Origin of the sequence: Pseudoalteromonas sp. S3431, from assembly GCF_000690035.1 — a bacterium.
Classification (GTDB): domain Bacteria; phylum Pseudomonadota; class Gammaproteobacteria; order Enterobacterales; family Alteromonadaceae; genus Pseudoalteromonas; species Pseudoalteromonas fuliginea.
Window position 1 is genome coordinate 1 of record NZ_JJNY01000035.1, and the last position, 20075, is coordinate 20075.

Consider the following 20075-nt stretch of genomic DNA (forward strand, 5'->3'; position numbering starts at 1 on the left):
AATTTAATTCGTTAAATTGATCAACGATTTATGCAAGTTGGTATCGCATATACAAACCAACTTTTTCTTATTGTAAATCCACTCAACACGCTGGTGTTAGTTGTTATAAGATAAGAAGTAAAAGCAGTTTATTATACACAATACAGGTCACTTAGGAGAACAAAGCTCAATTAGCGTGCAATAATTTGATTACGCCCAGCATCTTTCGCTGCATACAAACCTAAGTCAGCCTCTTCTAAAAGTGTTTGCTCAGCATACACTTTACCACTTTCAGTCGTTGCTACTCCGATACTAATAGTTATATGTTCAGCATTAAGTGACGCTTTATGTTCTATCTTCAGTGCGTTTACAGCATTTCGTAATGTGTTAGCAAATTGAATAGCCTCGTGTTTATTAACACCAGGTAACACGGCAGCAAATTCTTCTCCGCCATAACGAGCTACAAAATCACCACCGCGTTTACACTGAGCAACAAGTACTTGCGCCACTTTTTTTAAGCACTCATCACCGGCACGATGCCCATAACAATCGTTATAACGTTTAAAGTGATCTATATCCATCAGTAATACCGACAGGGGTGTGCTACCTCGTTTACTTCTGCGCCATTCACGAGATAAATTTTCATCAAGATAACGTCTATTAGGTATTTCTGTTAGGCCATCAATTGAAGCTAACATCTCAAGCAAGTCATTTTTTTGTTTAATGAGTAACTGATTACGTACTCTCACCCTGACAATTGAAGCACTAAATGGCTTAATTATATAATCCATAGCCCCCAGCTCTAAACCTTTAGATTCATCTTCATGGCTTTGATTAGCTGATATGAAAATAATGGGGATAGACTGTGTGATTGGGTTTTCTTTTAATTGCACAAGTACTTCGTAGCCATCAATACCCGGCATTACAACGTCGAGAATGATCAAATCAACCTGTGTTGTTTTCACAAAAGTCAGTGCTTTTTCACCGCTTTCAACTAAAAACACATCATGCTCACCTTTGAGTGTTTTTTCGAGCACTAAACGGTTAAGAGGATCGTCGTCAACAATTAATACCTTAGCTTTTTTCGACATCCATTGCTCCCAAGCCTTTTATAAAAACAATTACCTGCTCTAGCTGCATAATAAGCTCTTTTAACGAAATTTCAACAGACTCATTGGTTGTCTTAAACTGATGTTCACATTGTTGGGCACAAAGTGATAACCGCTTGAAGCCTAAATTGCCTGCCACACCTTTTATACTATGCACTAAGCGTACCAAATCATTTCTATTGGTACTTCCTTCTATTTGGGTGAGCTGGGTTTGGCACAAATTAGCAAACTTATCAATCATGGTTTTGAGTAATGCCTCATCAAAACTGAACTGCGTTAATGCAAATGATTCTTCAAAAAAGCTAGGTTTGGAGAGCCCTAAGTCTGCAATTGCATCAATGAGTACGTCAGCCACTACAGGCTTTGTTAAGTGTTTATTCATACCGCATTTTAATGAGCGCTCAACATCAGCTGGTTCGCAATGAGCGGTTAATGCAAAAATAGGTAATTGCTTAGTGTCAAACTGTTGGCGAATTAAAGCTGTTGCTTGACAGCCGTCAATATGCGGCATTTGTACATCCATTAAAATTAAATCAGGCTTTAAAACGCGTAATAGTTCTATTCCCTCAACGGCACTCATAGCTGTAACAACATTAGCTTTAGCTTGATGCAACACACTGCTAATAATGTCTAAGTTTAATTGGTTGTCATCAATTGCTAACACTAATAATCCCGCTATACCCCTTTTATACACCTGTTCATTCGTTACTACTATTTCACTGTTTATATTAGGCTGCGAGGCAACATCCAAATTAAGCAAGCGTTGAGCAAGTGCTGATGCTTTAACATGTTGAACTGATAGCAGCTGACTTGTTGACAAATTTAATGTGTGTTGATGGTTGATGATAACCACTGAAATTGCTTTTGAAGATAATGAATCGTTGATTGCTTGCACACTTAGTAATTTAGGTAAATCATCAGCATCTATAATTAAGTTTTCAGTTTCGGTTAACTTTATGGGATATTCTAACGCTTCCTTTAGATCAATACTTATTAACTCCGGTAAAGCGCCCACAACACGTTGTAGCTCATAGCTTTGCTCAGATATAACGGCTAATGCATTTGCTGGTAATACGCTACTTTTTGTTGTATCCACCTGTAACAAAATACTAAAATAAAACTCACAACCATGACCCTTCTCACTATTTAATGCAATTTCACCACCCATTAGTGACACCGCATGCTTAACAATAGCGAGTCCTAATCCAACGCCTTGGTGGATTCTTGTTGATGATTCATCGCCTTGCGTAAAAGCGTCAAATAAACGCCTTTGATCAGCTTTATCAATCCCGCAGCCAGTATCTATCACACGAAAACAGATAAGCTGTTGTTCAATACTTACGCTTTGTACTAAATCCATTTTTAGTACAATAGAGCCTGAGCTTGTAAACTTAACCGCATTCGTTAGTAGATTACCTAAAATTTGCTGTAAGCGGATACTATCGCATATAAAAACAGGAGCAATTAAAGGGTCTACATCAATAATAAACTCAACATTTTTATTTTCACACAGCGGCGCCGTTAAGCTATCGCAAATATCAATTAGCTCTACAATATTAAATGGCGCTAACTTAAGTTCAGCTTGCGCACTTTCTACGCGTGCAAAATCCAGCATTCGGTTAAGCATCAATAATAAACTTTGCGCAGCGTGTTTAGCCTGGCCTGTTTGTTGTAGTTGCTTTTGGGTAAGCCCCTGCTCTATTAACATATCAAGCAGGCCCAATACCGCGTTAAGTGGAGTGCGTATTTCATGGCTTAAATTAGCAATAAAACGGCTTTTAGCAAGGGTTGCTCGTTCAGCATCATGCTTAGCTTTAGTTAATGCGCTTACATCCTGTAAATGAATAACATAATAAGAAGGATCACGTTTTTCATCCCACACAAGTGATACACTCAATTGTAACCAATTGGCTAATTTCCCTTGCGCTAAGGTTAAATGGTATACCTTTTTCTTGTCGTCGAGTAACTTTGCTAAAGTGATTTTTATTTCTTGCCATTGGCTGTCGTCAAAGAGCATTTTAAGCTGCTCTCCTACTAAAACAGGATGTTCTATAAATAATTTTCTGGTCGCTTTATTAACTTGTACAATCGTGTGCTCAAGCGACAGCAGCACAACGCTATTAGCAGCAAATTCAATCGCACTTCTAAATTTAGATTCTGAAGCTTTTAAAGCGTACAACGTTTGTTGCTGCTCAGTTATATCTCGTCCTATTCCCATTGTACCCAACAAATGTTGATGCTCATTATAAAAAGGAGCTATGGTTAATTGATAGGACTTATTCTCTGTGTCTATTCGTTGTTGTACATCGTGACGGTTTTGTAAAACTTGCTTTTCTAAAACGCTAATTTGTTCATCATCATTGCTAATTTCCTCCATGCGTTTACCCACTAACGCTGTTTGCTCTTTACCTATATACGCTTCAAATGCCTTATTACACCCTAAAAACAAACCATCAATATTTTTAAAATAAATTAAATCGGGCACACTGTTAAGCATCGTGTTGAGTAATGCTAGGTGGCGTTCTTTTGCTTCATAGCTACGCTTTAGCTTTTCGGATTGCAGCTGCACTTGCTCATCAAGATCTTTATTAGCATTTTGCAGTGATTCCACCAGCTGCTTATTTTTAGCAAATACGCGTTTTACTTTCGAAAACCAAGGCTGCCAATTAAGAGGAATTTGATAATCTAATTGTTTATTTTGTTGTGTATCATTTTGCTCTAAATAGTGCATTAAATGCGTCATCGGTTTTATAAAAATACGCTGGCTTAACCAAAAAAACACACCAAACATAATGCTTAAAAATAGTGTTAAAAATATAAATTCTAATAATACTTCGTAACGAATAGAGTTTACTAAATTTGATTTAGGTTCGTGAAATGCAGCATGAATAGGCAAATTGCCCATTGGTTGCATAAAATAATTAGTATTACTGGTTAATATCGTCAGTTTATTATCCGGACCTGCGATGTTTGGCCAATAGGTTTTTAGATCGATGGCTTCGTCAATTAGATTTTTTGAGCTGGCAATAATGTGATGGAACTGATTCATAAATACATATTCACCGTGATTAGGTGATACTTTTTTTAGCCAAGTAGACATTGCCTGCACATCGTAAATTAAAATAATGTAATCGCTTGAACCAAGTTCTCGCTGACGGCCTATAGCAAAATAAGCTTTACCATCTATATTAATTATTGGGCTTGATGAAAGATTATTTGGAGAAAACTCGGGTTTAAATTGCCCGTCTAAAATTTCGGTTAATAAAAAGCTTTTACTTTTATTACGCCTTGCCACATATGCAATACCACGCTCATCCACATAAGCGACTGCTGAAAGTGACTGCATCAGCGAAAGCGTCGTATTAAAAGAAGGGCCTAACGCGACTAATTGCTGCCACTGTAAAAGCTCACGAGTAGAAAGTGAAAAATCTCCTTTACCAACAATTTCAGTGCCTTGGTTTATAAAATGACGATAGTAGTAACCATCATACTGGCTAATACCTTCAAGAAGAGTGCTATTTAATTGATTATAAGGAGGCAGTTCGTACAATGTAAACATCGTAGTAAGTAAGTCACTTGCCGCTTGCATGCCATGACTTACTTGTGCAGATACATTGATAAAATCGGCTTCGCGCTTTTCAACAATGCGTTCAAGCTTAATATTATATAAATGTAAGCATAATAAAAGAGCTACAACTAATGGAACCAAAAGCGCAACAAATAAAGAACGATAATAATGTTTAAGAGGTAAAAAATTCAACGTACTGCCTGCGTTATGGCTCGAAAATCACTCGATAGACTATCGAGCCAATTTGTTAAGCGCAAGTTATAAATTTTCTTCTGCAAATGACGCTAAGCGACTACGTACAACCCCGTTAAGGTTTATCGTTGCACTGCCCTCAAAGTTTTTAAAACGCTCTACTATGTACGTTAAGCCCGAAGTCACCGGTGTTAGGTAGTTACTGTCTATTTGCGCCAAGTTACCCGTACAAATTAATTTAGTACCTTCGCCGCAGCGAGTAATAATCGTTTTAAGTTGAGATGCCGTTAAATTTTGGCTCTCATCTAAAATTACCACCGCATTTTGAATGCTACGCCCACGCATAAAGTTAACCGATTTAAACTGCACATTGGCTTTTTCCATAATGTAGTTTCGGCTTGATATCGGATTTTCGTCGCCTTTGTGCAATACCTCCAGCGTATCGGTAATGGCTGCAAGCCATGGCGCCATTTTCTCCTCTTCTGTGCCGGGTAAAAAACCAATGGACTCTGCTATTTCAGGGGTATTACGGGTGACTATTACTTTATCGTAAATACCTTTTTCGATGACCATTTCAAGGGCGCTGGCAAGCGCTAACAAGGTTTTACCACACCCCGCAGGGCCGGTTAAAATAACAAGTTCAATACTTGTATCGAGTAGTGCATCAAGCGCCATACCTTGATAAATGTTTTTAGGTTTAACGCCCCATGCTTGTTGATGCATTAAACGCTCAACGCCAATATCTTTTAGCGTTATGTGCTCGTCATCGTAGCATTTAACACGCGCCGCAAACTGATCCCCTCCATCAAGTAAATATTCATTACAAAATACATCAGGTATTAAGTTTTTAGGCACATGATGAAACGTATCACGTCCGTGTTGCTGCGTATTACACTCCCCTACATGCTCCCAAAAATCCCCTTCAATTTTTTTATAACCACTAGTAAGCAGGCTTATATCGTCAATAAGTTGGTCGGTGCGGTAATCCTCAACATATTTAAGCCCGGCGCCTTTGGCTTTTAGGCGCATGTTTATGTCTTTTGTAACCAATATAACCTTTGAATCACTGTGCTGCTTTTGTAAGTACACGGCGCAATTAATAATACGATGGTCGTTTTCGTTACCTGGTAAACCAGAAATGGAGTCGGCAAATAAATGGTCGTTTACAATAATGAGGGTACCTGCAGAGCTCGCTTTTGCCTTTTTGTTACTTGGCAGCGCCACGCCTTGTAGCATTTGTTCGGGCGTTGCATTTTTAAGAACTTCATCTAATCCACGAATAGCGACGCGCGCATCACGACTTACGTCGTGTTTTCTGTCTTTTATGTGGTCAAGCTCTTCAAGCACCGTCATTGGGATAACAACGTCATGCTCTTGAAAAGACAAATAAGCGAGTGGTTCGTGAAGTAGTACGTTGGTATCTAGCACATACATTTTACTTTCAAGGTTCGAAGCTTTTTCCATAGCACTTTCCTTACGTTTTATGATTTTTATGCTATACCAAAATAACTAAGTAAAACGGGCAAAACTTAAACCTGCAATACTTAATTGCTAAGGCATAATGTAAGTTTAGTCTATTTGTCATAAAAGTCCGTTTTATTACAAACTGTAATTAGTTTTGATTTACCTAAAAAAGAGTCATAAACAAGCTGTTTTAATAGTAATAATTAACACTTACAAAATTAATTAAAAGTGAGCCAAATAGCGCCTTGCAGTGGTGTTAGCTTACAGGTAACATAGCCGCCTTTTTCATCATAGACGAGACATACATGAATTTTTCCTTAGGTCAGCGTTGGATCAGTGATACAGAGTCAGATTTAGGATTAGGCACCGTTGTTGCCATTGAAGGCCGTCAGGTCAGCATATTATTTCCTGCCAGTGGTGAGAGCCGTGTTTATTCTAGTGCAGAAGCACCTGTTACCCGTGTGGCATTTAATCCTGGCGATGTGATCAAAAGCGTTGAAGAATGGGAATTAGAAGTAGAGTCTATTGAAGTACAAGGCGAGTTACTTTGTTATCACGGCACCCGTGTTGATAACGGCGAAACAGCCAAGTTAAAAGAAACCTTTTTAGATCATTTTATTAAGTTTAATAAACCACAAGATCGTTTATTTGCAGGCCAAGTAGATCGTTTTGATCGCTACACACTTCGCTACCAAACGTGGTTACATAAATTTGAACGTGAACAATCGCCTATTAAAGGCTTAATTGGTCAGCGTGCTAATCTTATTCCGCACCAGCTTTATATTGCCCAAGAAGTGGGTAAACGTTTTGCACCACGCGTACTTTTATCAGATGAAGTAGGCCTTGGTAAAACAATTGAAGCGGGCATGATACTACATCAACAAATTATTAGTGGCCGTGCGAGTCGCGTACTTATTGTGGTTCCTGAAAACTTACAGCACCAATGGTTAGTAGAAATGCTACGCCGCTTTAACTTACGTTTTTCTATTTTTGATGAAGAGCGCTGCGACGAAGCGTTTGCAGATTCTCCAAACGTGTTTGATACAGAGCAACTAGTACTTACCAGCCTTGAGTTTTTAACCAAGAAAAAACGTTGGTTTGAACAAGCAACACTTGCTGATTGGGATCTTTTAGTAATAGATGAAGCCCATCATCTAAGCATCAATAACGGCAAGCCAAGCTCAGAGTACCAACGTATGGCAGAGCTTAGCCAAGATATTCCGGGCCTTATTTTGCTTACAGCAACGCCTGATCAACTTGGTCACAGCAGTCACTTTGCGCGTTTACAATTACTCGATCCGGATCGTTTTTACGACTACGACGTGTTTAAAGAAGAAGAAGCAAATTATAAAGACGTAGCGCAAGCTGCAAATCAATTACTGCAAGAGCAAGCTCTGGACGACGCAGCCAAAGCCACGCTAATTGAGCTATTAAAAGAAACCGACATTACTGATATTCTTGCAAAAGCACAGCAAGGTGATTTACCAGCGCGTAAAGAAATACTTAATATGCTGCTCGATCGCCATGGCACAGGTCGTATATTATTCAGAAATAGCCGCAGCGGCATTGACGGCTACCCAAGCCGTAAATTACACGCCTACCCAATGGCACTGCCAAAACAGTATAAAACGGCTATGTCGGTTCTTGGTAACATGGGCGGCATTCAAAACCCTGAACTAAGTGCACACCGTGCTCTGTTTCCTGAAAAAATATTCCAAGAGTTTGAAGGCGAAAGCGCAAGCTGGGGTTTATTCGATCCACGTGTAGATTGGTTAATCGACACCCTTAAAACACTTAAGCGCGAAAAAGTACTGCTTATATGTGCTAAAGCTGAAACAGCTATCAGCCTTGAGCAAATACTGCGTGAACGCGAAGCAATTAAAGCGTCGGTATTCCACGAAGGTATGTCGATTATTGAGCGTGACCGCGCTGCTGCATTTTTTGCAGACGAGTACGATAATGCACAAATATTACTGTGTTCAGAAATTGGCTCAGAAGGGCGTAACTTCCAGTTTTCGCATCACTTAGTGTTGTTTGATTTACCACTGAACCCAGATTTACTCGAGCAACGTATCGGTCGATTAGACCGTATAGGTCAAACGCAAGATGTGAACATTCATGTGCCATATTTTGAAAACACCGCTCAAGAAGTACTGCTACGTTGGTATAACGAAGGCCTAGATGCATTCGAATCTACATCAACAACGGGGCAAATGCTTTATAAAGAGTTCCGTGACGACCTACTTGAATATATTTCTGCGCATAACTGCGATGAAGACGAACTCGACCCATTACTTGAGCAAGTAGCACAGCAAAATGCAGTACTGCGTAAAAAAATGGAAAGTGGACGAGATCGTTTACTAGAACTACATTCATCGGGTCAAGGTGCTGCAGATTCGCTTGTAGCTGATATTGAAAAACTCGATAACCAGTTTGAGTTGCCAAGCTACATGATCAACGTGTTCGACACATTTGGTGTTAGCCAAGAAGATAAAGGCGAAAACACCATTATCTTAAAGCCAACGGAACATATGTTAAGTGCCTCATTCCCATCGCTTAAAGACGATGGCATGACGGTTACGTTTGATCGCGACACGGCACTTTCGCAAGAAGACGTACACTTTATCAGCTGGGATCACCCTATGGTGCAAGGCACTATGGATATGATTTGTGACGATGACTTTGGTAGCGCATCAGTTGCACTGCTTAAAAACAAAAAATTACCGCCTGGCACCTTTTTTGTTGAGCTTATTTTTGTTGCAGAAGCAATGGCACCAAAAGTATTACAAGTTGGTCGCTTTTTACCACCTACACCAATTCGTATATTGCTCGATAAAGCAGGTAATAACTTAGGTGAGAATGTGGCATTTGAAGGCTTTAATCAGCAGCTATCAGCCGTTGGCCGCCAAACAGCAAGTAAGCTTGCCGGTGCACTACAAAGCGCTGTTCACCCTATGATCACAACCGCTAAAGATATGGCACAAGAAAAACTTGAAGTTATTCGCGCAGCGTCGCTTGTTAAAATGCAAACATCACTCAGTGAAGAGCAAGAGCGACTTGTTGCACTTAAGCAAATTAACCCAAATATACGCCAAGAAGAAATAACGTTTTACGATAAGCAACGCAACGACCTAACTACGTATATTGAAAAAACGCAGTTACAACTTGATGCCATTCGCTTAATTGTTGTTTCGCACTAAGGTTTCAGAAAAGACTGCTAATAAGCGTAAGTTAAATAAAAGTGCGGTATTTATATCGCACTTTTTTTATTATAAAAAATTTACGGCTGAGCCTATCATTGCATCATTTTAGCTTTCAAATGTCTGCATTTGGTAAAATTTCTTAATACATATACGATCATTGAGTCAGGGTATTCTGATTCAACTAATGAATGTAATTCATCTATCGTATCGTTGACAGAATCGGGGAGTTGGTTATTCAAAAAGTCATCGAATTTATGATACGTTTCTGACCAATATTTAGGCCCTGATTTTTGAATAACAATATGAGTGACGAAAGCATTCCCATAATTGTTTATACTTCTGGCTCTCCCAAAAGTATTTTTTGATCGAGCATCCATAATTTTTGAAACGTATCGGTAGATCTTAACTGCTTTCATGATTTTGGTAGCTGACAATTTTTCATTGAATAAATTGATGTATGGTGCCTGTTGTGGATCTTCCCATAACTTACCTGATTGTTTCTTCACTAATGTTGAATAATCTACCTCAGACCAAAAGCATGCCAAGCTAAACGTAACTTCTTCAAACGTATAGTTTTGATCATTTGGAATTACCTTATCTCGAGATCTTTTATAATGATAATCAACATTTTCTAAGCGTAATTCTATCTTAATTCTTTCTTGCTCTTTGTCCAAAGAGACAAAATCCTTTTTGTCTACTTTGTTTTGAGTATTTGTCGCTATAGTAATTCTTTCGCCAAACTCTTCGGAACTCCCCTCTAAAGATATAAATTTAACAAAAACATTAACTTTAGATAAGTTAACATTATCATTTTGAGATAATGCCCCTATTGTACCGAATGTTTGAGCTCCATTTACAACCGATATTCCCTTACAAGAAAAAGAGCCTATATTCTTAGCTGAACCACCTTGGGGCTTTTTTTTAATTGATTCACAAAGAACCGTAATCCCATTATTAAAATATATAAAATTCTCAGGCTCATGCATTATTGTATATTGAATATCATCGTTTACAGTTGAGTTACCTAGAAAACTTCTAATATTTTTGGTAAATAACCTGGCACTATACTTATCCCACAATGCAGCCAAATCAGAGCCAGCTATTTGTCCATAATATGACTGTAGAGGTTCCTCTATATAACCCCAGTTTGATAGTAAAAAATCTTCATTAATTGGGGCTGAGTCAATGCCTGATATTAGACCTTTATATGCTTTATCAATGTTAAAGTCATTAAAAAAGACCAATTCCTCAGTATCATTTTGCTCACTGAGTAGTTGGTTTATAGGTTCTAAATTCTCTTTTGACAACCCTTTACCTGTATATGCAAACAATATTTGAATTTTAACTGACGGTTCATCCAAAGCATTTAGTATTTCATCCTGCTTTTCTTGTATACGCTCGTTAAATTTAGAAAAATCGGCATTAATGAGATTTTTTATGCCTCTTACGAATTTATCTATCTCACCAGTGTCTATTCCACCATTTAATTTTTGGATAAATTTAGATTGAACAATCCATAAATTATACCTTGTGTCATCATAATAAATAGCGTCAATACCGTTATCGCCAAAACCATCAGTTATTGAATTAGCAGCCTGGTCTATTTCGGCAAAAGCTTCTACAGAGAGGGAGTAAGCTGCTAGGGCTCGCGTCCTGAATTGACTAATTCGATCATCTTCCGAGCACTTTTTATGTAAATTAGATAAATCTATTTTACCTTTAAACTCTTTATCTAAAAAATTTCTAATTCTATTAATAGTCAATGTACTCATTTTTTTCCTTGTTGTAATTCCATTAAGAGATTGAATTTAAGTTCCTATAGACCCTAGAGCATAGTGACAAACAAGTATATTAATTTGAAAGTATTTCTAAATATTAGAGCTTAGCTTGCTTTCATTTTTATCTGTAGAGTACTATTATTTGCGAGGGGATTAGCTAACTTAGCCTTCCCTTTTCATACTGAAATTTAAAATATTACATTTCAGGATAATTTTGAATTGAGAGGATTAAAGCCACTCTTGTGTATCTTGTCCACCAAAAATAGCCATAATTTCTACATTTTCTTCGGTAACCCTGTAATAAATACTGTCTGAACCACAGACTGCTCGCCGATAACCCTTACGTATATGCTCAACTGATTGGTAGAAATAAGGGTTTGCTGCTAGTTTTTCAAACATAGTAAAAAAAGCATAAAAATAATTATCTGCTTGCTGTTGTGAATATTCATCACAGCCGTACTGGTAAATGCGACGTAAATCTTCTTTAGCATCGTTTGAAAGCTTGTATGTACGCATTACTTCGTGCTTGATTTGAATTCTGCTAGCATTTCATCTGCAGATTGAGTGCTAAAGCCACTTTGCTCAGACTTTGCAAGCTTACTATTTATTACCTCAGCTCTTCGAGCACGCCTGATCAGGTCGTTTACCAGTTCACTTTTATTTGCGTAATCACCCACGTTTTCAACGTGATTACGCAGCCATAAATCATTTTGCTCAGTAAGCGAAATACTTTGTCTAGCCATAACATTAAACCTTGCTTGCAATAGTTGGTGTAATTTTACACCAGAACAAAAAACACGCAATAAATTTTTCCCTTGAGCCTTCAGCCTCGCTCCACTAAAATAGCGCCCTTAAAAATCATTAAGGCAGGCTGTGTTAGTTAACTATAATCCCCCAATGAGCCCGTATTTAACAATACTTTTCCAAGACGACGATTTGCTCATCGTTAATAAGCCAAGCGAGTTATTAACAGTCCCTGGTAAAGATCCTAAACACGCCGACAGCTTAATTAACCGTGTTAATCGTGTTTTTCCAACAGCTAAAATAGTTCATCGTTTAGATATGGCAACATCAGGCATACTTTGCCTTGCTATGAATAAAGCAGCGCACAGGCATTTAAGTATGCAGTTTCAAGAACGCGAAACAGCTAAGCGTTATATTGCACGTGTATTTGGGCAGCTTGAGGTCGATACGGGAACCGTGGATCTGCCGCTTATTTGTGATTGGCCTAATCGCCCAAAACAAATGGTTGATCACGAAAATGGTAAGCCATCGCTTACGCACTTTAAAATACTTGAGCGCGAAGCCGATGCTACCCGTGTAGAGCTAACGCCAATAACTGGGCGCTCACATCAGTTACGTGTACATATGCTAAGTTTAGGACATCCTATTTTAGGTGATAGGCTCTATGCCCATAAAGACGCACTTGCCGCAGCTCCTCGCTTACAATTACACGCACAAATGCTGAAGTTGAAGCACCCTACAACTGAGCAAGTACTTACATTTGAAGCCGAACCTGAGTTTTAATCATTGCATTAATGATTATTAAGCCATAGTGCTAAACTTTTACCGTAGTACGCCGATACCTAATTAGTATTCATTATTTGAGCTTCTTATGGTATCTGCGCAGTTTTTAAAAAGTATACTTAACGTATTACTAATGTGTACGCTATTTTTAAGCATACAGGTAACAGCTGCAGAGCATATTGCCCCTCCTACATTATCAAGTATTGAAAACAACGATATTGAACGCTTGCTTCCAAATGACGAAATAAAATCAATACTTGCAGGTGAAACCGAGTTTTTGAGTTTATACAGCGAATATATGAGCGCCGACTTTAGAGGTGTTGTATTACTTATACCCGACTGGCAATCAGTGCCAACAAACAATGCTGGCATGAGCTTTTTACGAAAAGAACTTAATAACTTAGGCTATACCACTTACGCAATGACGGTACCCGACATAGACTGGCAAGCCAGCAAAATACCAGACTCATCAACAGAAATGCCTGCAGAAACAACGACACCTGATGCAGCTACAAGCACAGAGCCTGCGACTGCAGATATGAAGAAAAATGCAGAACCTCATTATGTTAATGCTTTAGAAAAAGTGACTAATGAGGTACTCGACAATTATAAAATAAATCTGATTGCTCGCTTTAATGCGCTATACCAAACTGCAATGCAAGAGCCAGGTAACGTAGTGGTTATTGCACAAGGTACCAGTGCTGGCGTATTACTTGAGCACTATGCCGACTTTCCAGAACAGAGAGTAGATGCATTTATAAGTTTAAGCAGTTACTTACCTAATACTAAACGTAATAAAGATTTGAGCCAAACAACGTCACTTGTTACGCCAGCTTTACTCGATATTTACTATGCTAATGACAGCAATGATATTTTAATGAGCCTTAAAAATCGCCAACGCTGGGTTAACCGAAATGCTAAATTTGATTATCGCCAACGCCAGCTATTTGGCCTGCGCGATCAACCGGATCAACACGCACGTCTAACAAAAGAAATAGACGGCTTTTTACGCCGCCTTTTTTAAATATTCATAAGCTGCTTGAATATCTTGGCTCTTTTTAACTGCAAGCTCCATCATGTGTTTTGGTAAACCTTGCGATACCAATTTATCTGGGTGATGTTGGGACATAAGTTTACGGTACGCTACTTTTATCTCACGCTCAGTCACACCATCATTAAGCCCTAATAACGCCAATGCCTGTGTACGATTCATATTATTATTGGGTGGGACATGATGACCCGAGCCTTCACGGTAGCTGCTACTTTGCCCTTGGCTTTGTTGCTGTTGATTAAAGCGCTGTTGTTGCTTTCTAAAGTTAAATTCTGCTTGATAGCGTTTTAATACGAATGCAAAATGCGTTTTCGAAATGCCTAACTGCTTACTTACCTCTGCTAACAATTGTTTTTCTTGTTCGGCTAACACCCCATCAGAGAATGCCATTTGAATTTGTATCTCTAAAAACAATTGCATCAAGTCGTTTCGCTTAGCAAAGCGTTCTTTAAAGTCGTGCACGGTTTCTTTAAGTGAGAAGTCGCCCTCTTTACCCGACTGAAAAGCCTGCTGTGCTTCGCGGCGCTCTTCGCCTTTTAAACCCATTTCATCCATAAACAAGTTGGCGGCTTTTATATGCACTTCGCTAACTCTGCCATTCGATTTAGCAATATGCCCCATTACGGCAAAACAGCTCGAAAAGAACAAAGCTTGGCGCTCGTTTACATCTGCATCGTTAAACAAGCTTGAAAAGCCACCCGCTTTATCAAAGTTACTTTTTAAGCTTTTATCAAATAAATGGCCAAGGTATAAACCTAAAATGGCACCAAAAATTTTGCCAAACATAAAGCCAAAACAAAAACCGAGTATTTTTCCCCACATTTATAATGCTGCCTTTTTAAAAAATTTAGTTAATGCGCCGCAAGGCGTTTGTTTAAGTCATTTAAACGTTCGGGTGTACCTATATCATCCCACTGACCAATATAAAGCTCAGTAGAGATTACATGCTTACTTAGCTTTTCACGTAAAATAGGCCCTAAAGGACGCCTCCCTTGCGTTAACCCTTTGAAAAAATCAGCCTGATACCGACTGATCCCTGAGAATGTATACTTTTGACTCTCTGGCGATAAATGACTTAATGCAAAATCACCATCTGGATTATGTGGTGGGTTTTGTATTAGCACAATATGCGCCTCACCCGCTTGCAAATGCAGCTGCATTAGCGCACTTACATCATAATCGGTATATACATCGCCATTAACTACAATGAAAGACTCTCCAAGCAGAGGTAGCGCCTGAATAATACCGCCAGCAGTTTCAAGACCACCTTCAACTTCTTGACTGTAAAGTATGTTTACCCCAAATTGACTGCCATCGTTAAAGTAATCTTTTATTTTATCACCTTGCCAAGCGAGGTTTATTACAATATCGGTAATTCCGGCAGCTTTGAGGTTATTTATATGATGCTCAATAAGTGGTTTTTCTGCTACTTTTAACATTGGTTTTGGCATATGCTGTGTTAGCGGCATCATCCTCTGTCCGCGTCCTGCGGCTAAAATCAACGCTTTCATGTGCACTCCTTTGCTAACTTTTCAGTCACTTTTGGCACTATGGTATGTTTAGTCCAATCACTCAATGCTTTAAGCTCGGGATAATTAGCAGCCACTTCAATAATATAATCAAGTGTGGGTAAAATATTATCTAAATAACCTGTTTTCCCGTCGCGTAAATATAATCGACAAAATATACCAGCTGCTTTTAAGTGGCGCTGAATACCGGTTAAATCAAACCAATATTTAAACTCATCAAATGAGGTATTAACCATTAAATTTTGAGCAGTGAACTCGCTATAAGCAAAATCAAGCAAGCTTGTTAGCTCTTTTGCCGGAAGTTTAAAATAGCAATCTCGAAGCAGCGATACTAAATCGTAACAAAGCGGACCACGTACCGCATCTTGATAATCTATAATCGCCCACAGGCCATTACTATTCATAATATTTCGACTGTGATAATCACGGTGCACGGTTACTGTAGGCTGCACAAGCATAGCCTGAGTGAGTAACTCACAGCTTGTTTGCCACATAGCTTGATACGCTGCAGTTGGGGATTCATCTATAAAGTCGTTTACTAACCACTGACTAAATATATCGAGCTCAAGTTTTATAAAGTCTTTATTGTAAGCTTGCATAACTGCTGAGGGTGGTGTTTTTGCCCATTGAGCACTTAAACTTATTAAAGCTTTGTAATACTCAATACGATTTTCATCATCTAGCATATCAGCCAAATGCTTACTGCCTAAATCACTTAGTATAAAAAAGCCTTGCTGCTCGTCGCTAGCAATTATTTTTGGAAGTAAAAAGCCTTGCTCGGTAAATACCTTATTAAGTGATATATAAGGCGCGTTATTTACTTTTTGGGGTTCTGAATCCATCACAATAAAATGCTCATTACTGCACGTTAAACGGTAATAGCGACGGAAACTAGCATCTCCTGTTATCGCACTTAACAAAGTAGGCTGCGTATTAAAGTGTGTGTTTATAAATTGTTGTAAATTATCAAAGCGTGTCATTTTATAAGATATCTATTTTTAACTAAGTTAATTAGGTCAATTACTGTATTTGCCATTATTTTCCTTTATTATGTGTAAATTATATTTAATCACAAAGCATTAAGGTCAATAAATGAGCAAAACCTGGGGCATATTGATGCTAAGCGTAGTTAGCGCACCATCGCTTGCCGAAACTGAACTGGCGCACAACCTTTGTGGCATTTCAATGCAAACCAGAGCTTGGCAACCACTTCCAGGCCTTGAGCTTGGTACTGTTGATATTAAAGCTGATGATGTAGAGCTCCTCGGCACTCAAAGTGCTGAATTTACCGGCAATGTTGATATTAACACCGTTAATATGAGTTTGTCCGCACAAACTGCGTTGATAGATAAACAGCGTGGTTTATTAAATGCAACCGGACCAATTACTTATCGTGACACAATTAGCCAAATAAGCAGCAAAGGGCTAAACGCCGATTTAAGCAACTCAGAAATTAGCCTACTTGGTGCAGATTACAGTTTAACCGATCAACAAGGTAAAGGTGGTGCAGAAAAGCTGACCGTGAATGATTCTGGCTTAGTGCTCATGAATGCAAGCTTTACTGCTTGTCCCGGTCAAAGTCCTGTATGGGAAATAGAAGCAGACGAAATTAATTTATCCCGCGAGGAAGGCTGGGGTGAAACTCACAATGCGGTACTAAGAATTCTTGATACACCTGTTTTATATTTGCCTTATTTTACATTTGCACTCGATGAACGTCGTAAATCAGGATTACTAAAGCCTAATATTTCCAGCTCAGATCGCTATGGTATTGAAACAATTACACCTTATTACTGGAACATAGCGCCAAATTTTGATGCCACTATTACCCCGCGCTATATGTCTCGTAAAGGCTTGCAACTGCAAACAGAGTTTCGGTACTTAACTGAGCAACATGAAGGTTTGGTCGGTGTAGAGTACTTAAATAAAGACGATTCAGAGCCAACTCTTGATTCACGTTATATGTTTCATTGGCAACAAAGAAGTTATTTAGGTGAGAGCTGGCGAGCTAATGTAGATATTACCAACGTAAGTGATGACAATTACATTACTGATCTTGATTCTAACTATGCAAATAAAACCGATACCCAACTTTACCGAACTGGCGCACTAACACACTTAGGTGAGACATGGCGTACAGATATTAAAGTGCAAAACTTTGAAGTGCTCGGTGATCACTTAGAATCATATACCGCTATACCTCAAATCAACTTTACTCAAACAGCCCCATGGCGTATTGATAATTTTGATTTTACAGTTTCTGGCGAAATCAGTCATTTTACTAACGACTCAGCCATTATAGATCAAGCAACGCGAGTGCATTTAGAGCCTAAAGCTCGCTTTGATTACAAACAACATGCATGGTCGTTTTTATCTGAAGTAAGTTTATTGCAAACAAATTATAAACAACATGGTGATTTAGATGGCACGCAATACAGCGAAAGCGTATCACGTACAATCCCTAAAGTTCGTTTATATTCTCAACTAAATTTTGAACGTAATACATCATCTTTTATTGAAGATGGTATTCAAACCTTGGAGCCTCAAGTTCAGTATTTATATACCCCCAATAAAGACCAATCTGATATTGGGTTATTCGATACAACTAAGCTACAAGACGATTACTATGGCTTATTTAGAGACACTCGATTTTCGGGTGTTGACCGCATTGCAGCTGCAAACCAATTTACATTGGGTGCAACAACGCGTTTGTTTGATAAAAAACAAGAAGAAGTGTTTAACTTTAGTGCTGGACAAATATTTTATTTAAGTGACTCAGCTAAACCAACAGAGCAAGGCTTAAACTCAGACACTAATTATAATGCACTATTTGCAGCCCAAACCATGTTACATTGGCATCGACGTTGGTACCTTGCTGGAGGTATTCAATACGATACAGATGGTAAACAAATGGTTCAGTCAAATGTAACACTTGATTACAAAGGTGATAATAATCAGCTAGTACAATTGAACCATCGCTATGCAAATGATGTCTCAGGAAATACAATCGAGCAAGCGGGTGTATTTACAAGTATTCCCATTAGTGACGAATGGCAATTTATTGCAAGCTATCATCGAGATCTTGAAAATAACAGAAGTATCGAAATATTGAGCGGATTACAGTATGAATCATGCTGTTGGGCATTCCAAATTACTGGTCATCGCCAAATCGAAACTGACTTAAATCAGTCAATAGGACAAGAACAAGCAACTTTTGACTCAAGTATTGGTTTTAATTTTGTATTAAAAGGACTGGGTAGTAAAAGCCGCTATGATGCACAAAAACTATTACAACAAGGTATTTTTGGCTATCGTAGACCGTATTTTCTTAGTAACTAGTATCACAACAGTACTATTAGCAAGAGTAGTAAAGAGAACATGACTTTAAAAAAATTATTAGTATCAACAGTTTTAAGTATCAGCCTTTGCCAAAGTGCATTAGCAGCCCCTGTAGAAATCGACAAGGTGATTGGCGTTGTAAACCAAGGCGTTATTTTAAATAGTGAAGTAGACACCATTGTAAATCGTGTTAAAAAACAAGCCGAAGAGCAAGGGCAGCAACTTCCTAAAGATGAAACCTTACGTGTACAAGCAATAGAACGCTTAGTTAGCCAAACATTGATGATGCAAATGGCTGAACGTATGGGATTACAAATATCTGATAGCCAGCTAGACCAAACGCTAGCAAATATGGCAAAAGAGCAAGGCGGTACAATTGCTGATCTACGTAAAACCATTGAAGGTTCTGGCGAGAGTTTTCAAGCATACCGTGAAGAAATTCGTAAAGAAATAACCACTCAACAAGTTACACGCGCCAATGTAGATCGCCGAATTTATATTAGCGATCAAGAAGTTGATAATTTGCTAAAAATTATGGAAAGTCAGGGACAAAACTCTGAAGAGTATAATATCGGGCACATTCTTATCGATATTCCTAATGATGCGACTGCTGATGAAATATCTGCAGCAAAAACACGAGCAGATAAAGTAATAGAACTATTAAATGATGATCAAGAATTTAAACGTATTGCCATTTCGTCATCAAGCGGTTCAAAAGCACTTGAAGGCGGACAACTAGGCTGGATGGGTATTAATGAAATGCCATCATTATTTGCAGAAGCGGTTAAAGGCAAAAAAAGTGGTGCTATTATTGGCCCTCTTCGCTCTGGCGCTGGATTTCATATAATTAAAGTACAAGAAATTCGTGGACTACAAGTTGTAGAAACAACTGAAGTGCGCTCACGTCATATACTAATCAAACCCTCTATTATCTTAAGCGAAGAAAAAGCACGAAATATGCTTGCTGGTTTTGCAAAAGACTTACGTGCTGGTACCGCTGATTTTGGTGAACTAGCTAAAGAATATTCTGAAGATCCAGGTTCAGCTCTCAAAGGTGGCGAATACGATTGGACTGATCCAACAACTTACGTTCCAGCTTTTAGAGATACTTTACTTTCTCTTAAACAAGATGAAATTAGTGAGCCATTCAGAACTCGATTTGGTTGGCATATTGTTCAGTTACTTGGTAAACGTGTAGCTGATAAAACAGAGCTTGCTAAACGCAATCGTGCTCATGGCATGTTATTCAATCGTAAATTTAAAGAAGAAAGTTTTAACTGGCAACAAGAAATGCGCGAGCAAGCTCACGTTGAAATTTTCCCTACAGACCAATAAA

Annotated in this window: 14 protein-coding genes; 5 read left to right on the forward strand and 9 right to left on the reverse strand. The window is 38.5% G+C overall.

Annotation, left to right across the window (positions count from 1 at the left end):
- Positions 1-170: 170 nt before the first annotated feature.
- The 3 genes from DO88_RS11130 to DO88_RS11120 form a co-directional block, all read right to left on the reverse strand.
- Complete coding sequence (locus DO88_RS11130) at positions 171-1070, reverse strand: diguanylate cyclase (RefSeq protein WP_007376541.1); 900 nt, start codon at positions 1068-1070, stop codon at positions 171-173.
- Positions 1054-4848 (reverse strand): PAS domain-containing hybrid sensor histidine kinase/response regulator, encoded by a 3795-nt coding sequence (locus DO88_RS11125; RefSeq protein ID WP_033038951.1) that lies wholly within the window; start codon positions 4846-4848, stop codon positions 1054-1056. The genes DO88_RS11130 and DO88_RS11125 overlap by 17 nt, the downstream gene beginning before the upstream one ends.
- Positions 4849-4914: 66 nt before the next feature.
- The gene (locus DO88_RS11120) at positions 4915-6312 is read right to left on the reverse strand and encodes a PhoH family protein (protein WP_007376543.1); all 1398 of its coding nucleotides are present in this window, start codon (positions 6310-6312) and stop codon (positions 4915-4917) included.
- 305 nt (positions 6313-6617) lie between these two features.
- Between DO88_RS11120 and rapA the strand changes: the two genes are divergently transcribed.
- Entirely contained in the window at positions 6618-9512 is a 2895-nt protein-coding gene (gene rapA / locus DO88_RS11115; protein WP_033038953.1) for an RNA polymerase-associated protein RapA, read from the forward strand.
- 95 nt (positions 9513-9607) lie between these two features.
- On the opposite strand, the gene DO88_RS11110 is transcribed toward rapA, so the two are convergent.
- The 3 genes from DO88_RS11110 to DO88_RS11100 all read right to left on the reverse strand — a co-directional run bounded on the left by DO88_RS11110 (position 9608) and on the right by DO88_RS11100 (position 12036).
- Positions 9608-11287 carry an AIPR family protein gene (locus tag DO88_RS11110; protein WP_050482438.1) on the reverse strand — a complete coding sequence of 560 codons (1680 nt, stop codon included), beginning with the start codon at positions 11285-11287 and terminating at the stop codon, positions 9608-9610.
- 234 nt (positions 11288-11521) lie between these two features.
- Complete coding sequence (locus DO88_RS11105; RefSeq protein WP_033038955.1) at positions 11522-11809, reverse strand: type II toxin-antitoxin system RelE/ParE family toxin; 288 nt, start codon at positions 11807-11809, stop codon at positions 11522-11524.
- Positions 11809-12036 carry a ribbon-helix-helix domain-containing protein gene (locus DO88_RS11100; protein WP_033038999.1) on the reverse strand — a complete coding sequence of 76 codons (228 nt, stop codon included), beginning with the start codon at positions 12034-12036 and terminating at the stop codon, positions 11809-11811. The genes DO88_RS11105 and DO88_RS11100 overlap by 1 nt, the downstream gene beginning before the upstream one ends.
- A gap of 130 nt (positions 12037-12166) precedes the next feature.
- Here DO88_RS11100 and rluA point away from each other — a divergent pair, with 130 nt between their 5' ends.
- Positions 12167-12820 carry a bifunctional tRNA pseudouridine(32) synthase/23S rRNA pseudouridine(746) synthase RluA gene (rluA, locus tag DO88_RS11095; RefSeq protein WP_033038959.1) on the forward strand — a complete coding sequence of 218 codons (654 nt, stop codon included), beginning with the start codon at positions 12167-12169 and terminating at the stop codon, positions 12818-12820.
- 133 nt (positions 12821-12953) lie between these two features.
- Entirely contained in the window at positions 12954-13844 is an 891-nt protein-coding gene (locus tag DO88_RS11090) for a DUF3530 family protein (protein WP_442960140.1), read from the forward strand.
- On the opposite strand, the gene djlA is transcribed toward DO88_RS11090, so the two are convergent.
- From djlA to DO88_RS11075, 3 genes are read right to left on the reverse strand one after another with little or no spacing between them, the layout of a single operon-like run.
- Positions 13827-14693, reverse strand: coding sequence for a co-chaperone DjlA (gene djlA / locus DO88_RS11085; protein ID WP_033028344.1), 867 nt, complete (start codon positions 14691-14693; stop codon positions 13827-13829). The two genes, DO88_RS11090 and djlA, sit on opposite strands and share 18 nt — an antisense overlap.
- Positions 14694-14722: 29 nt before the next feature.
- Positions 14723-15382 carry an N-acetylmuramate alpha-1-phosphate uridylyltransferase MurU gene (gene murU / locus DO88_RS11080; protein ID WP_033028345.1) on the reverse strand — a complete coding sequence of 220 codons (660 nt, stop codon included), beginning with the start codon at positions 15380-15382 and terminating at the stop codon, positions 14723-14725.
- Positions 15379-16380 carry an aminoglycoside phosphotransferase family protein gene (locus DO88_RS11075; RefSeq protein ID WP_033038965.1) on the reverse strand — a complete coding sequence of 334 codons (1002 nt, stop codon included), beginning with the start codon at positions 16378-16380 and terminating at the stop codon, positions 15379-15381. The genes murU and DO88_RS11075 overlap by 4 nt, the downstream gene beginning before the upstream one ends.
- A gap of 112 nt (positions 16381-16492) precedes the next feature.
- On the opposite strand from DO88_RS11075, the gene lptD reads away from it, so the two are divergent.
- Both lptD and surA read left to right on the forward strand, forming a co-directional pair.
- A complete protein-coding gene (lptD, locus tag DO88_RS11070) occupies positions 16493-18739 on the forward strand; it encodes an LPS assembly protein LptD (protein ID WP_033038967.1) in 2247 nt (748 codons plus the stop codon).
- A 39-nt stretch (positions 18740-18778) separates the two neighbouring features.
- Positions 18779-20074, forward strand: coding sequence for a peptidylprolyl isomerase SurA (surA, locus tag DO88_RS11065; protein ID WP_007376551.1), 1296 nt, complete (start codon positions 18779-18781; stop codon positions 20072-20074).
- Position 20075: the final 1 nt, after the last annotated feature.

What these genes read in the sequence shown, in the direction of transcription:
- DO88_RS11130 (WP_007376541.1), bottom strand. Translation starts at nt 1,070, where the DNA reads ATGTCGAAAAAAGCTAAGGTATTAATTGTTGACGACGATCCTCTTAAC.
- DO88_RS11120 (WP_007376543.1), bottom strand. Translation starts at nt 6,312, where the DNA reads ATGGAAAAAGCTTCGAACCTTGAAAGTAAAATGTATGTGCTAGATACC.
- rapA (WP_033038953.1), top strand. Translation starts at nt 6,618, where the DNA reads ATGAATTTTTCCTTAGGTCAGCGTTGGATCAGTGATACAGAGTCAGAT.
- DO88_RS11110 (WP_050482438.1), bottom strand. Translation starts at nt 11,287, where the DNA reads ATGAGTACATTGACTATTAATAGAATTAGAAATTTTTTAGATAAAGAG.
- DO88_RS11105 (WP_033038955.1), bottom strand. Translation starts at nt 11,809, where the DNA reads ATGCGTACATACAAGCTTTCAAACGATGCTAAAGAAGATTTACGTCGC.
- DO88_RS11100 (WP_033038999.1), bottom strand. Translation starts at nt 12,036, where the DNA reads ATGGCTAGACAAAGTATTTCGCTTACTGAGCAAAATGATTTATGGCTG.
- DO88_RS11090 (WP_442960140.1), top strand. Translation starts at nt 12,954, where the DNA reads ATGTGTACGCTATTTTTAAGCATACAGGTAACAGCTGCAGAGCATATT.
- djlA (WP_033028344.1), bottom strand. Translation starts at nt 14,693, where the DNA reads ATGTGGGGAAAAATACTCGGTTTTTGTTTTGGCTTTATGTTTGGCAAA.
- murU (WP_033028345.1), bottom strand. Translation starts at nt 15,382, where the DNA reads ATGAAAGCGTTGATTTTAGCCGCAGGACGCGGACAGAGGATGATGCCG.
- DO88_RS11075 (WP_033038965.1), bottom strand. Translation starts at nt 16,380, where the DNA reads ATGACACGCTTTGATAATTTACAACAATTTATAAACACACACTTTAAT.
- lptD (WP_033038967.1), top strand. Translation starts at nt 16,493, where the DNA reads ATGAGCAAAACCTGGGGCATATTGATGCTAAGCGTAGTTAGCGCACCA.
- surA (WP_007376551.1), top strand. Translation starts at nt 18,779, where the DNA reads ATGACTTTAAAAAAATTATTAGTATCAACAGTTTTAAGTATCAGCCTT.